The organism is Azohydromonas lata NBRC 102462, assembly GCF_001571085.1.
GTDB lineage: Bacteria > Pseudomonadota > Gammaproteobacteria > Burkholderiales > Burkholderiaceae_C > Azohydromonas > Azohydromonas lata.
In genome coordinates this window covers 1-12889 of sequence record NZ_BCTC01000081.1, presented here as the reverse complement: position 1 = coordinate 12889, position 12889 = coordinate 1, and the positions used below count along the sequence as shown (strand labels likewise).

Annotated in this window: 12 protein-coding genes; 10 read left to right on the top strand and 2 right to left on the bottom strand. The window is 71.1% G+C overall.

Translation table 11 applies throughout. From position 1 onward, the window contains the following. The first annotated feature begins 46 nt into the window (after window positions 1–46). Window positions 47–604 carry a lipocalin family protein gene (locus ALA01S_RS22315; protein WP_066341239.1) on the top strand — a complete coding sequence of 186 codons (558 nt, stop codon included), beginning with the start codon at window positions 47–49 and terminating at the stop codon, window positions 602–604. Between the two features lie 10 nt (window positions 605–614). Here the strand turns inward: ALA01S_RS22315 and ALA01S_RS22310 are convergent, their stop codons facing one another. Beyond that, window positions 615–1574, bottom strand: a complete 960-nt coding sequence (locus tag ALA01S_RS22310; RefSeq protein ID WP_066341237.1) for a LysR family transcriptional regulator — start codon at window positions 1572–1574, stop codon at window positions 615–617. 221 nt (window positions 1575–1795) lie between these two features. Between ALA01S_RS22310 and gcl the strand changes: the two genes are divergently transcribed. From gcl to ALA01S_RS22290, 4 genes are all read left to right on the top strand, one after another. Further along, window positions 1796–3592, top strand: a complete 1797-nt coding sequence (gene gcl, locus ALA01S_RS22305) for a glyoxylate carboligase (protein ID WP_066341235.1) — start codon at window positions 1796–1798, stop codon at window positions 3590–3592. A gap of 285 nt (window positions 3593–3877) precedes the next feature. Beyond that, window positions 3878–4657 carry a hydroxypyruvate isomerase gene (hyi, locus tag ALA01S_RS22300; RefSeq protein ID WP_066341233.1) on the top strand — a complete coding sequence of 260 codons (780 nt, stop codon included), beginning with the start codon at window positions 3878–3880 and terminating at the stop codon, window positions 4655–4657. A 30-nt stretch (window positions 4658–4687) separates the two neighbouring features. Next, window positions 4688–5593 carry a 2-hydroxy-3-oxopropionate reductase gene (gene glxR, locus ALA01S_RS22295; RefSeq protein WP_066341232.1) on the top strand — a complete coding sequence of 302 codons (906 nt, stop codon included), beginning with the start codon at window positions 4688–4690 and terminating at the stop codon, window positions 5591–5593. Between the two features lie 229 nt (window positions 5594–5822). Beyond that, window positions 5823–7106: a glycerate kinase type-2 family protein gene (locus tag ALA01S_RS22290; RefSeq protein ID WP_238455896.1), complete on the top strand. Its 1284-nt coding sequence runs from the start codon at window positions 5823–5825 to the stop codon at window positions 7104–7106. A gap of 42 nt (window positions 7107–7148) precedes the next feature. On the opposite strand, the gene ALA01S_RS22285 is transcribed toward ALA01S_RS22290, so the two are convergent. Beyond that, window positions 7149–8171 (bottom strand): LacI family DNA-binding transcriptional regulator, encoded by a 1023-nt coding sequence (locus ALA01S_RS22285; protein ID WP_066341227.1) that lies wholly within the window; start codon window positions 8169–8171, stop codon window positions 7149–7151. Between the two features lie 181 nt (window positions 8172–8352). Here ALA01S_RS22285 and ALA01S_RS22280 point away from each other — a divergent pair, with 181 nt between their 5' ends. From ALA01S_RS22280 to ALA01S_RS22260, 5 genes are all read left to right on the top strand, one after another. Next, a complete protein-coding gene (locus ALA01S_RS22280; RefSeq protein WP_066341225.1) occupies window positions 8353–9501 on the top strand; it encodes an L-talarate/galactarate dehydratase in 1149 nt (382 codons plus the stop codon). Window positions 9502–9570: 69 nt separating this feature from the next. Beyond that, window positions 9571–10584 carry a Bug family tripartite tricarboxylate transporter substrate binding protein gene (locus tag ALA01S_RS22275; RefSeq protein WP_084267816.1) on the top strand — a complete coding sequence of 338 codons (1014 nt, stop codon included), beginning with the start codon at window positions 9571–9573 and terminating at the stop codon, window positions 10582–10584. 1 nt (window position 10585) lies between these two features. Beyond that, complete coding sequence (locus ALA01S_RS22270) at window positions 10586–11563, top strand: 2-hydroxyacid dehydrogenase (protein WP_066341224.1); 978 nt, start codon at window positions 10586–10588, stop codon at window positions 11561–11563. A 23-nt stretch (window positions 11564–11586) separates the two neighbouring features. Then, a complete protein-coding gene (locus ALA01S_RS22265; RefSeq protein WP_066341221.1) occupies window positions 11587–12549 on the top strand; it encodes a Bug family tripartite tricarboxylate transporter substrate binding protein in 963 nt (320 codons plus the stop codon). A 60-nt stretch (window positions 12550–12609) separates the two neighbouring features. Continuing rightward, a partial coding sequence (locus ALA01S_RS22260; protein ID WP_218011510.1) for a UxaA family hydrolase occupies window positions 12610–12889 on the top strand: 280 nt, incomplete at its 3' end.

The window sequence follows — 12889 nt, the reverse complement described above, 5'->3', positions numbered from 1 at the left end:
CCGCCATGGCCGCAACGGCCGCCACGACCACAGGACGACTCCCACGATGCGACTGCCCCTTGCCCTGGCCGGCACCACGCTGGCGCTGGCCGCGTTCACCGCCTGCGCGCAGGCCCCGGCGCCCTCGGCCGAGCTGGCCACCATCGAGGCGCTGGACGTGCCGCGCTACGAAGGCACCTGGTACGAGATCGCCAAGTTCCCCAACCGCTTCCAGAGCCAGTGCGTGGCCGATACGCAGGCCCGCTACAGCCTGCAGGAGGACGGCACGGTGCGCGTGCTCAACCGCTGCCGCCTGGCCAGCGGCGCCATGGACGAGGCCGTGGGCACGGCGCGCCAGCAGGGCGGGCCCGCGTCGCCCAAGCTCAAGGTGCGCTTCGCGCCGGCCTGGCTGTCGTGGCTGCCGGCCGTGTGGGGCGACTACTGGGTGGTGGACCTGGATGCCGGCTACCAGCTCAGCGCCGTGAGCGAGCCCAGGCGCGAGTACCTGTGGATACTCTCGCGCACGCCGCAGGTGGACGCCGCGCGCTACGACGCGCTGCTGCAGCGCCTGGCCGCGCAGGGGCTGGACGTCGCCCGCCTGGAGCGGACCACGCACACGCCCTGACGGGCAGCCCTCACGCCGGCGGATGCGCCTGGGCCGGCCCGGCCGCCGGGGCCGGCTCCTGCTCCAGGTTCTTCTCCCACCAGCGCTCGCCCAATTGCGCCTGCAACCAGTTCACGAAGACCTGCACCTTGCCCGGCAGCAGCTTGGGCGAGGGATACACCGCGTGCAGCTCCTGGCTGGGCAGCGACAGCGTGGGCAGCACGGGCACCAGCGCGCCCTCGTTGAGCGAGACGCGCGCCACGTAGTGCGGCAGCACCGCCAGCCCCATGCCCGCGCGGCAGGCGGAGAGCACGGCTGAGAGGTTGTTGGAGCGCAGCGGCCCCTTCACCGGCACGGTCTGTATCCGGCCGTCCGGCAAGGTGAAGCTCCAGCGCTCGTCGCCCTGCACGCTGCTGTAGACCAAGCAGGGGTGGGCGGCCACGGCCTCGGCGCTGTCGGGCGTGCCGTGCGCCTGCAGGTAGGCCGGCGAGGCCGCCAGCAGCCAGGGGTTGAGGCCCAGGAAGCGCGCGCCCAAGGTGGAGTCGGCCAGGCGGCCCATGCGCAGCGCCACGTCCACGCCTTGCTCCACGAGGTTGACGTAGCGGTCGTCGAAGCTCAGGTCCACCGACAGGTCCGGGTGCTCGCGCATGAAGCGCAGCACCAGCGGCGTCATGACGCGCCGGCCGAAGGCCACCGAGGTGCTGATGCGCAACTGCCCGCCCACGCGGCTTTGCAGCAGCAGCGCGAGGTTGTCCGCCTCCTCCAGCTCCTGCGCGATGCGCTTGCACTTGTCGTAGTAGAGCGCGCCCACCTCGGTGGGCGTGACGCCGCGCGTGCTGCGGTAGAGCAGCCGCGCGCCCAAGCGCGCCTCCAGCGCTGCCACGTGCTTGGTGGCCGTGGGCTGCGTGAGCCCCATGTCGGCGCTGGCCTTGCTGAAGCTGCCCGTCTCCACGACGCGGATGAATAGTTGTAGGCCCTGCACTCTGTCCATGCGGGCACTGTAGCCAGCACAGGCCCATTCATTCCTGCACGGAATGCACAACTGCGATGACCGGCGGTTGCAACTGCAAGCCGCGGCAACGCGGCCCTCAGGGTCTGCCCCAGGCCATGCGCCGGTGGAATAGCTCATATCCGCCGGCTTGGATTCCGCGCCGGGCCGCCCGCACCGACCATCACGCCAACGGTTTTTGATCGACCTTGAAGGAGACCAAGATGGCCAAGATGAAGGCGGCGATGGCCGCGGTGCTGGTGATGGAGAAGGAAGGCATCAGCCAGGCGTTTGGCGTGCCCGGCGCGGCCATCAATCCGCTGTACGCGGCGCTGCGCGAGCGCGGCTCCATCGGCCACGTGCTGGCCCGCCACGTGGAGGCGGCCTCGCACATGGCCGAGGGCTACACCCGGGCCCGCGCGGGCAACATCGGCGTGTGCATCGGCACCTCCGGCCCCGCGGGCACGGACATGATCACGGGCCTGTACTCGGCCGGCGCGGATTCCATTCCCATCCTGTGCATCACGGGCCAGGCGCCGCGGGCGCGCCTGTACAAGGAGGACTTCCAGGCCGTGGACATCGAGTCCATCGCCAAGCCCGTGACCAAGTGGGCCGTGACGGTGCGCGAGCCCGCGCAGGTGCCGCGCGCGTTCCAGCAGGCCTTCCACCTCATGCGCTCCGGCCGCCCGGGCCCGGTGCTGATCGACCTGCCGTTCGACGTGCAGATGGCCGAGATCGAGTTCGACATCGACACCTACGAGCCGCTGCCCGTCTACAAGCCCGCCGCGACGCGCAAGCAGGTCAACAAGGCGCTGGACATGCTGCTGGCCAGCGAGAAGCCGCTGATCGTGGCCGGCGGCGGCATCATCAACGCCGACGCCAGCGACTTGCTGGTCGAGCTGGCCGAGACGCTGGGCGTGCCGGTGATCCCCACGCTCATGGGCTGGGGCTCCATCCCCGACGACCACCCGCTCATGGCCGGCATGGTGGGCCTGCAGACCAGCCACCGCTATGGCAACGCCACCATGCTGGCCAGCGATTTCGTCCTGGGTATCGGCAACCGCTGGGCCAACCGGCACACGGGCTCGGTCGATGTCTATACGAAGGGCCGCACCTTCGTGCACGTGGACATCGAGCCCACGCAGATCGGCCGCGTGTTCATGCCGGACCTGGGCATCGTCTCGGACGCCAAGGCCGCGCTGGAGCTGTTCGTCCAGGTGGCGCGCGAGCGCAAGGCCGCGGGCACGCTCAAGTCGTATGAGGACTGGGCCTTCCGCTGCGCCGAGCGCAAGCGCCTGATGCACCGCAAGAGCCACTACGAGCAGACGCCCATCAAGCCCATGCGCGTGTACGAGGAGATGAACGCCGCCTTCCCGCGCGACACGGTGTACGTCTCCACCATCGGCCTGTCGCAGATCGCCGGCGCGCAGTTCCTGCACGTGTACGGCCCGCGCCAGTGGATCAACTGCGGCCAGGCCGGCCCGCTGGGCTGGACCATCCCCGCCGCGCTGGGCGTGGTGGCGGCGGACCCGACGCGCACCGTGGTGGGCCTGTCCGGGGACTACGACTTCCAGTTCCTGATCGAGGAGCTGGCCGTGGGTGCGCAGTTCCGGCTGCCCTACGTGCAGGTGCTGGTCAACAACTCCTACCTGGGCCTGATCCGCCAGTCCCAGCGCGGCTTCGACATGGACTTCTGCGTGCAGCTCTCGTTCGAGAACCAGAACATGCCGGAAGACGCGGGCGAGCTGCGCGGCTACGGCGTGGACCACGTGGCCGTGGTCGAGGGCCTGGGCTGCAAGGCGCTGCGCGTGACCGACCCCGAGAAGATCGGCGAGACGCTGAAGCAGGCCCACGCCCTGGCGCGCCAGCACCGCGTGCCGGTGGTGGTGGAGTGCATCCTGGAGCGGGTGACCAACATCGCCATGGGCACCGAGATCAACAACGTCAACGAGTTTGAATCGATCGACTGCCGCCACCCCGAGGGCACCCAGGGGCTGGAACTGGCGGGGCTGCTGGAGTAAGGCGCCACTCGCTACAACCGTCGCCGATAGCGACGACGGTTCCCTACTGTTCCGTCATGCCCGCGAAGGCGGGCATCCAGGCGGCCCCACGCCGCAGCGTGAGGGACGGCGCAGGCAGCACGAGGCCGCAAAAGCGCGTGCTGCCTGCCCATCGGCTGCCAGCCGGCTTGGGGGCCGCCTGGATTCCCGCCTTCGCGGGAATGACGAATCTCTTCTGACGGCCTGCGCCACTGGCACTCAAGGCACTCGCCACGCAAGCCCAGGAACACGCAACGGACCAAGACCATGCCCACCTTCGCCGCCAATCTGACCATGCTCTTCACGGAGGTCCCTTTCCTGGACCGCTTCGAGCGCGCCGCGCGCGCCGGCTTCAAGGCCGTGGAGTTCCTGTTCCCCTATGACCATGAGCCGCAGGCGATCCGCGAGCAGCTCGACGCCCACGGCCTGACCCTGGTGCTGCACAACCTGCCCGCGGGCGATTGGGCCGCGGGCGAGCGCGGCATCGCCTGCCACCCCGACCGCGTGCAGGAGTTCCGCGACGGCGTGGGCCGCGCCGTGCGCTACGCCAAGGCGCTGGGCGTGGGCCAGCTCAACTGCCTGGCCGGCAAGGCGCCCGCCGGTGTCGATGCCGCCACGCTGCGCCGCACCTTCGTGGAGAACCTGCGCTTCGCCGCGAAGGAACTCGAAGCGGCCGACATCAACCTGCTGATCGAGCCCATCAACCCCTTCGACATTCCCGGCTTCTACCTGACCACCAGCGCCCAGGCCATCGGCATCCTGGACGAGGTGGGCGCGGCCAACGCCTTCCTGCAGTACGACATCTACCACGCGCAGCGCGTGGAAGGCGAGATCGCCGCGACGCTGCAGAAGCTGCTGCCGCGCATCGCCCACATCCAGCTCGCCGACAACCCGGGCCGCAACGAGCCCGGCACGGGCGAGCTCAACTGGCCCTTCCTGTTCCAGCACATCGACCGCCTGGGCTACGAGGGCCACATCGGCTGCGAATACAAGCCGGCCACCACCACCGAAGCGGGCCTGGCCTGGATGCAGCGCCTTGCCCGCTGAAGCGACCACCAAAACCAAGGAGAAACGACCATGACCACTTCCCCCTTGAAACTCGGCTTCATCGGCCTGGGCATCATGGGCGCGCCCATGTGCGGCCACCTCATCAAGGCCGGGCATCAGCTCTTCGTCCACACCGTGGGCAAGGTGCCGGACGCCATCGCGGAAACGTCGGCCACCGTGTGCACCAGCGCGCGCGGCGTGGCCGAGCGGGCGGACATCGTCTTCATCATGGTTCCCGACACGCCGGACGTGGAGGCCGTGCTGTTCGAGGAGAAGGGCGTGGCGTCCGGCCTCACCGCCGGCAAGGTGGTGGTGGACATGAGCAGCATCTGCCCCATCCGCACCAAGGATTTTGCCAAGCGCATCAACGCCATAGGCGCCGACTACCTGGACGCGCCCGTTTCCGGCGGCGAGGTGGGCGCCAAGGCCGCGTCGCTGACCATCATGGTCGGCGGCCCCGATGCGGCGTTCGAGCGCGTGAAACCGCTGTTCGAGCTGATGGGCAAGAACATCACGCTGGTGGGCGGCAACGGCGACGGGCAGACCACCAAGGTGGCCAACCAGATCATCGTGGCGCTGAACATCGCCGCCGTGGGCGAGGCGCTGGTGTTCGCCAGCAAGGCCGGCGCCGACCCGGCGCGCGTGCGCCAGGCCCTCATGGGCGGCTTCGCCAGCAGCCGCGTGCTGGAGGTGCATGGCGAGCGCATGATCAAGCGCACCTTCGACCCGGGCTTCCGCATCGCCCTGCACCAGAAGGACTTGAGCCTCGCCCTGCAAGGCGCCCGCACCCTGGGCGTGGCGCTGCCCAATACCGCCAGCACGGCGCAGCTCATGCAAGGTTGCGCGGCCAACGGCATGGCCGGGCTGGACCACTCGGCCGTGGTGCGCGCGCTGGAGCTGCTGGCCGGGCACGAGGTGGCGAAGAAGGAGGGCTGAAGGCCCGCCATCGCCGCCAACCTCCCTGGCGCGCAATGACGGCACCGGCCGCAAGCCGCAACGCCGTCATCCCGGCGAAGGCCGGGATCCTCGCGCGCCGTGGCGGTGGCCTGGCCGGTGCCGGCCCGCTTCAATGCCGGCCAGCGAGACACCCCGGTGATCGTGGATCCCGGCCTGCGCCGGGATGACGACTCTTTTTCTTCGGCCGACGTGGCCGCAAGGACCGTTCATGAACGACCCCCGCGCCTTCCTGCGCTCCCTCTTCGACGCCGCCGTGTCCCGCGCGCTGCCGGCGGAGAACATCGCCGCGCACCTGCCCTCGCCGCCGCGCGGGCGCACGCTGGTGCTGGGCGCGGGCAAGGCCGGCGGCGCCATGGCCGCGGCGGTGGACGCGCTGTGGCCGGCGGACGCGCCGCTCTCCGGCCTCGTCGTCACCCGCTACGGCCACGTGCCGCCTGCCTACGCCGCGCGGCGCGGCCGCATCGAGGTCGTGGAAGCGGCCCACCCGGTGCCTGACGCCGCGGGCCTGGCGGCCACGCGGCGCATCGTGGAGCTCACCCGCGGCCTCACCGCCGACGACCTGGTGATCTGCCTCATTTCCGGCGGCGGCTCGGCCTTGCTGAGCCTGCCCGCCGAAGGCCTGACGCTGCAAGACAAGCAGTCCGTCAACAAGGCGCTGCTGCGCAGCGGCGCGGCCATCGACGAGATGAACTGCGTGCGAAAGCACCTCTCCGCCGTCAAGGGCGGCCGCCTGGCGGCCATGTGCGCGCCGGCGCGCGTGCTCACGCTCACCATCTCCGACGTGCCCGGCGACGATCCCGCCATCATCGCCAGCGGCCCGACGGTGGGCGACGCCACGACCTGCGCCGACGCGCTGGCCATCCTGCGCCGCTACGGCATCGACATTCCCCCCGCCGCGCGGGCCGGCCTGGAAAGCGGCGCGTTCGAGACGCCCGCGCCGGGCGACCCCTGCTTCGACGGCCATGAGCTGCGCATGATCGCCACGCCGCGCCAGAGCCTGGAGGCCGCCGCCCGGCTGGCGCGCTCGCGCGGCGTGGCCGCGCGCATCCTGGCCGACGACATGGAAGGCGAGAGCCGCGAGGTCGGCAAGGTGCACGCCGCCCTGGCGCGCGCCGTGGCCCGCCACGGCGAGCCGTTCACCAGCCCCTGCGTCATCCTCTCCGGCGGCGAGACCACGGTGACGGTGCGGCACAAGGGCGGCCGGGGCGGGCGGGCCACGGAATTCCTGCTGGGCTGCGCGCTGGCGCTGCAGGCCGAGCGCGGCATCTACGTGCTGGCGGCCGACACCGACGGCATAGACGGCATGGAGGACAACGCCGGCGCCATCGTCACCCCCGACACCCTGGCGCGCGCGGCGGCCCTGGGCCTGAAGCCCGCGGATTTCCTCGACCGCAACGACGCCTATTCCTTCTTCGCCGCGCTGGACGACCTGGTGAGCCCCGGGCCCACCTTCACCAACGTCAACGACTTCCGGGCACTGCTGGTGCTGTGACGGCGCGCCGCCGCCGCCGCCCTCGTCGTCGCGCTGGGCCGGTCAGCCCGGCGCGGGCGCCGCGGCGGCCGTGGATGCGCGCTCGACGATGCGAAAGCCCAGGTCCACCACGCGCTGCGGGACGGCTTCCCCGCGGCAGCGCGCCAGCAGCAGCTCGGCCGCCTTGAGGCCTATGGCGGCGCCGTCCACGCGCACCGTGGTCAGCGCGGGCTCCAGGTGGGCCGCGAAGTCCGCGTCGCCAAAGCCGCACACCGCCAGGTCCTGCGGCACGCGCAGCCCGCGCGCCAGCGCCTCCACCAGCACGCCCTGCGCCATCTGGTCGGAGCTGCAGTAGACGGCCCGCAGCCCGGGGTCTTGCGCGAGCAGCTCGCCCAACGCGCGGCGGCCCGCCTCCAGCGTGCTGGGCGCCTTGACCACGGCCGTGGGCACGTCGCGGCCCAGCGTGGCGATGAAACCCTCGCGCCGCACCGCCGCGCGCTGGTCGTCGCCCGTGGCCATGCCCAGCCGGGTCCAGCCCTTGGACAGGAAGTAGCCGGCAATGGCGCCGCCCACCTTCAGGTGCGAGAAGCCCACCACCATGTCCACCGGGTGGTCGGTGAGGTCCCAGGTCTCCACCACCGGAATGTCCGCCTGCCGCAGCCGCTCGCGCGAGGCCTGCGAGGCGACCAGCCCGCCCATCACCAGCGCGTCCGGCCGGCGGCTGAGCATGGTGCCCAGCAGCGTGTCCTCGCGCGCCCGGTCGTAGCCGGTCTGGCCCAGGATGAGCTGGTAGCCGGCCTGCTCCAGCGCGTCGGTCAGCGCCTGCACCGTCGGCAGGAACTGCGCCACCGAGATGTTGGGCACCAGCGCCGCCACCATCAGGCTGCGCTTGGACTTGAGCCCGCCGGCCAGCAGGTTGGGGATGTAGCCCGTGGCCGCCACCGCCTGCTGCACGCGCTCGATCGTGGCCTTAGACACCAGCGCCGGGTTGCCCAGCGCGCGCGAAGCCGTGATCAGCGAGACGCCCGCCTCGCGCGCCACGTCGTGCAGCGTGACGGTCTTCCTGGGAGCGGGCGAGGTGGGCATGGGCGGCAAGTCGGTGCGGAAGCGCCATTGTCCAACAGGCCCGTGGGGTCGCTTGACGCGTCAAATGACAACGTTATCATTGGCGCCATCCCAGCCGTCGCCGACAACGACGTTTTTTTGATGCATGAATGACAACGTTGTCATTCATGGTGCCTCAGCACAAACCACCCAGGACTTCGACATGACGACCGCCACCCCGGCCAGCACCGACCGCATCGAATGGCTGCGCATTTCCTCGTGCTACTTGCCGCTGGCCACGCCCATCAGCGACGCCAAGGTGCTCACCGGGCGCCAGAAGCCGATGACGGAGGTCGCCATGCTGTTTGCCGAGGTACGCACGGCCGGCGGGCACGAGGGCCTGGGCTTCAGCTATTCCAAGCGCGCCGGCGGGCCGGGGCAGTTCGCGCACGCCAAGGAGATTGCCCCGGCGTTGTTGGGCGAGGACCCGAGCGACATCGCCAAGCTGTGGAACAAGCTGTGCTGGGCCGGCGCCTCGGTGGGGCGCAGCGGCCTGTCCACGCAGGCGCTGGGCGCCTTCGACGTGGCGCTGTACGACCTCAAGGCCCGTCGCGCGGGGCTGTCGCTGGCCAAGCTGCTGGGCGCCTACCGCGATTCCGTGCAGTGCTACAACACGTCGGGCGGCTTCCTGCACACGCCGCTGGAGCAGTTGCTGGTCAATGCCGCGGCTTCGGTGGAGCGGGGCATAGGCGGCATCAAGCTCAAGGTGGGACAGCCCGACCGGGCCCTGGACATCCAGCGGGTGGAGGCCGTGCGCAAGCACCTGGGCGACCACGTGCCGCTGATGGTGGACGCCAACCAGCAGTGGGACCGGCCCACCGCGCAGCGCATGTGCCGCGTCTTCGAGCAGTTCAACCTGGTGTGGATCGAGGAGCCGCTGGACGCCTACGACCACGAGGGCCACGCCGCGCTGGCCGCGCAGTTCGACACCCCGATCGCCACCGGCGAGATGCTCACCAGCGCCGCCGAGCACGGCGAGCTCATACGCCACCGCGCCGCCGACTACCTCATGCCCGACGCGCCCCGCGTGGGCGGGATCACGCCCTTTCTGAAGATCGCCGCGCAGGCCGAAGCCGCCGGGCTGATGCTGGGCCCGCACTTCGCGATGGAGTTGCACGTGCACCTGGCCGCGGCCTACCCGAGCGAGCCCTGGGTGGAGCACTTCGACTGGCTGGAGCCGCTGTTCAACGAGCGGCTGGAGATCAAGGACGGCCGCATGTTGGTGCCCACGCGGCCCGGCCTGGGCGTGAGCCTGAGCGGGCAGGCCCGCGCCTGGACCCGCGAGGCCGCGGAATTCGGCCGCCGTTCGTAACCCGGCCCCGCCTGGCAAGCGCCAGGCGCCGCTTGCTTCGCACGACACATCACCACAAGGAGACAAACCATGCACAGCTTCACCCGCTCGCGCCGCCGCCTGTTCGGCATGGCCGCCGCCGTCCTGGTGGCCGCCGCCGGGGGCCCCGGGGCCGTTCTGGCGGCCGAGCCCGCCAGCGCCCATTTCGCCGGCAAGACCGTCAAAATCGTCGTCCCCAACGCGGCCGGCGGCACCTCCGACGTCCTGGCGCGCATGATCGCGCCCAAGCTGGCCGAGCAGTTGGGGGCCACCGTGGTGGTCGAGAACAAGGCCGGCGCCACCGGCAACCTCGGTGCCGATTTCGTTGCCAAGGCACCGGCCGACGGGCTGACGCTGCTGCTGACCGACATCGGCTCGCTGGCCATCGCGCCCAGCGTCTTCGCGCAACTGCCCTTCGACCCGGTCAAGGACTTCGCCCCGGTGGCCCTCGTGGCCTACTCGCCGCACCTGCTGGTGGTCAGCCCGCAGTTGCCGGTCAAGGACGTGCGAGAGCTCGTCAGCCTCGCCAAGGCCAAGCCCGGCAGCGTCAACTTCGCGATCTCGGGCACGGGCGGCGCCAACCACCTGGCCGGCATCGAGTTCGCGCTGCGCACCGGCCTTGCGTGGTCCTACATCCCCTACAAGGGCGGCGCGCAGGCGCTCAACGACGTTGCCGCCGGCCAGGCCGACGTGCTGTTCAACGGCATGGTGGCCACCTTGCCGCTGGTGCAGGGCGGCAAGCTCAAGGCGCTGGCGGTGTCCAGCGCCAAGCGCTTCTCGGCGGCGCCGGGCGTGCCCACCGTGGCCGAGGCCGCCGGCCTGCCCGGGTTTGAGACCGGCTCCTACCAGGGCATTGCGGCACCGGCGGGCACGCCGCCTGCGGTGGTGGCCACGCTGCACGCCGCGGTGACCCGGATTCTCGCGACCCAGGAGGTGCAGGCCCGCCTGGCCAAGATGGGGGCCGAGCTGCGGCCAGGCTCGCCGGCCGAGTTCGGCGCCTTCATCCGCAGCGAGAAGGATCGCTGGGCGCGCGTGGTCAAGGAATCCGGCGCGAAGTTCGACTGAGATGGACGCCTTGAACGCCAAGCCGGGGGCGCGCCCCCGCGTGCTCAACGTGGGCCGCATCGCGGCGGCGCTGCTGGAGCGGCTCGCGCAGGACCACGACGTGACGGACCTGGCCGGCGAGCGCGACCTCGCGGCCCGGCTGCAGGGCGAGGCCGCGTCGTTCCAGGCCCTGGTGACGTCGGCGCCCGTGGGCGTGGACGCCGCCATGATGGCGGCGCTGCCGGGCCTGCAAGTCATCTCCAGCTTCGGGGTGGGGCTCGATCGCATCGACCTCGCGGCCGCGCGCGGGCGCGGCATCCAGGTGGGCTACACGCCGCATGTCCTTGACGACTGCGTGGCCGATACGGCGATGGGGCTGGTGCTCGATGCCGCCCGCGGCCTGAGCGCGGCCGACCGCTACGTGCGCGCCGGGCGCTGGCCCGGCGGGCCTTTCCCGACCATGCGCAAGGTCAGCGGCGCGCGCCTGGGCATCGTCGGCATGGGGCGCATCGGCCAGCAGATCGCCGCGCGGGCCGCGGGCTTTCGCATGGAGGTGGCCTACCACGCGCGGCAGCCCGTGAGCGGGCTGGCGCTGCGGCACGAGCCTTCGCTGCATGCGCTGGCGCGTTGGGCCGACTTCCTGGTGCTGGCGCTGCCCGGCGGCGCGGCGACGCGCCACATCGTCGATGCCGCCGTGCTGGACGCGCTCGGCCCCCAAGGTTTCCTGGTCAACATCGCCCGCGGCAGCGTGGTGGATGAGCGGGCGCTGGTGGAGGCCCTGGCCAGCGGCCGCATCGCCGGTGCCGGGCTGGACGTGTACGAGCACGAACCGCAGGTGCCCGCCCGGCTGCTGCAGCTGGACAACGTGGTGCTGCTGCCCCACGTCGGCAGCAACACCCGTGAAACGAGGGCCGCCATGGCCGATCTCGTGGTGCGCAACCTGCGCGCCTTTTTCGAACAGGGACAAGTCGTCTGCAGGGCGGACCCGCCTGCGGCGTGAAGCCCCCATTGAGGAGACCAACCATGAAAACGCTGCTGATCGCCTGTGGCCTGGGCCTTGCCCTGGCGGCGGGTGCCCAGGCCCAGGCCTGGCCGAACAAGCCGGTGACCCTGGTGGTGCCGTTCCCGCCCGGGGGCTCCACCGACATGATCGCCCGCACCCTGGGAGCCAAGCTGCAGGAAAAGCTGGGGGCCACCTTCGTCGTGGACAACAAGCCCGGTGCCGGCGGCACGCTGGGCGCCGCCGCGGCCAGGCGCGCGGCGCCGGACGGCTACACGCTGCTGGTGTCCTCGCTGGGGCCGTTCGTGATCGGCCCGCACCTGATCAAGACCCCGGGCTACGACCCGCTCAAGGATTTCGACTACGTCACGGTGGCGGTGCAGACGCCCAACGTGCTGGCCGTGCCCGCCAACTCGCCCTACAAGTCCGTGGCGGACGTGCTGGCCTTCCTGAAGGCGCACCCCGGCAAGATGTCCTTTGCCTCCGCGGGCAACGGCACCAGCGACCACCTCACCGCCGAGCTGTTCTGGCAGCAGACCGGCACCTCGGCCACGCACGTGCCCTACAAGGGCGGCGCGCTGGTGATCAACGACCTGATAGGCGGACAGGTCGATGCGACCTTCATGAACATCAACACCGGCCTGCCCAACTTCAAGGCCGGCAAGCTCAAGCCCCTGGCCATCACCAGCACCCAGCGCTCGCCGCTGTTGCCGGACGTGCCCACGCTGGAGGAGCTGGGCATCAAGGGCGTGGTGGTCAACGCCTGGCAGGCGGTAGCCGCGCCCAAGGGGCTGCCGGCCGACGTCAAGGCCAGGCTGCACGGCGCACTGGTGGCCGCGCTCAACGACGCGCAGGTCAAGCCCCGGCTGCAGGAGCTGGGCTTCGAGATCGTGGCCAACACACCGGAGCAGTTCACCGCCTTCCAGGCCGCCGAGTTCCTGCGCTGGAAGAAGGTCATCGAGACCGGAAAGATCACCGCCGACTGAAGTCCGGCCTACGTGGTGCCCGCCGTGCCGGCGGGCTCACGCCATCCAAGAATTGAGCCCATGCAACCCCTGACCATCAAGATGGACGAACGCGACAACGTCGCCATCGTCGCCAACGACGGCGGCCTGCCCGCCGGCACCGTCTTGCCCGGCGGCCTGGTGCTGCGCGAGCACGTGCCGCAAGGCCACAAGGTGGCCCTCACCGACCTGAAGGCCGGCGACGCCGTGCGCCGCTACGACGTGCCCATCGGCTTCGCCCTGGAAGATCTGCAAGCCGGCAGCTGGGTCAACGAGCGCCGGCTGCGGATGCCCGAGGCCCGCGGCCTGGAAGACCTCCCTT

What these genes read in the sequence shown, in the direction of transcription:
- ALA01S_RS22315 (WP_066341239.1), top strand. Translation starts at nt 47, where the DNA reads ATGCGACTGCCCCTTGCCCTGGCCGGCACCACGCTGGCGCTGGCCGCG.
- ALA01S_RS22310 (WP_066341237.1), bottom strand. Translation starts at nt 1,574, where the DNA reads ATGGACAGAGTGCAGGGCCTACAACTATTCATCCGCGTCGTGGAGACG.
- gcl (WP_066341235.1), top strand. Translation starts at nt 1,796, where the DNA reads ATGGCCAAGATGAAGGCGGCGATGGCCGCGGTGCTGGTGATGGAGAAG.
- hyi (WP_066341233.1), top strand. Translation starts at nt 3,878, where the DNA reads ATGCCCACCTTCGCCGCCAATCTGACCATGCTCTTCACGGAGGTCCCT.
- glxR (WP_066341232.1), top strand. Translation starts at nt 4,688, where the DNA reads ATGACCACTTCCCCCTTGAAACTCGGCTTCATCGGCCTGGGCATCATG.
- ALA01S_RS22290 (WP_238455896.1), top strand. Translation starts at nt 5,823, where the DNA reads ATGAACGACCCCCGCGCCTTCCTGCGCTCCCTCTTCGACGCCGCCGTG.
- ALA01S_RS22285 (WP_066341227.1), bottom strand. Translation starts at nt 8,171, where the DNA reads ATGCCCACCTCGCCCGCTCCCAGGAAGACCGTCACGCTGCACGACGTG.
- ALA01S_RS22280 (WP_066341225.1), top strand. Translation starts at nt 8,353, where the DNA reads ATGACGACCGCCACCCCGGCCAGCACCGACCGCATCGAATGGCTGCGC.
- ALA01S_RS22275 (WP_084267816.1), top strand. Translation starts at nt 9,571, where the DNA reads ATGCACAGCTTCACCCGCTCGCGCCGCCGCCTGTTCGGCATGGCCGCC.
- ALA01S_RS22270 (WP_066341224.1), top strand. Translation starts at nt 10,586, where the DNA reads ATGGACGCCTTGAACGCCAAGCCGGGGGCGCGCCCCCGCGTGCTCAAC.
- ALA01S_RS22265 (WP_066341221.1), top strand. Translation starts at nt 11,587, where the DNA reads ATGAAAACGCTGCTGATCGCCTGTGGCCTGGGCCTTGCCCTGGCGGCG.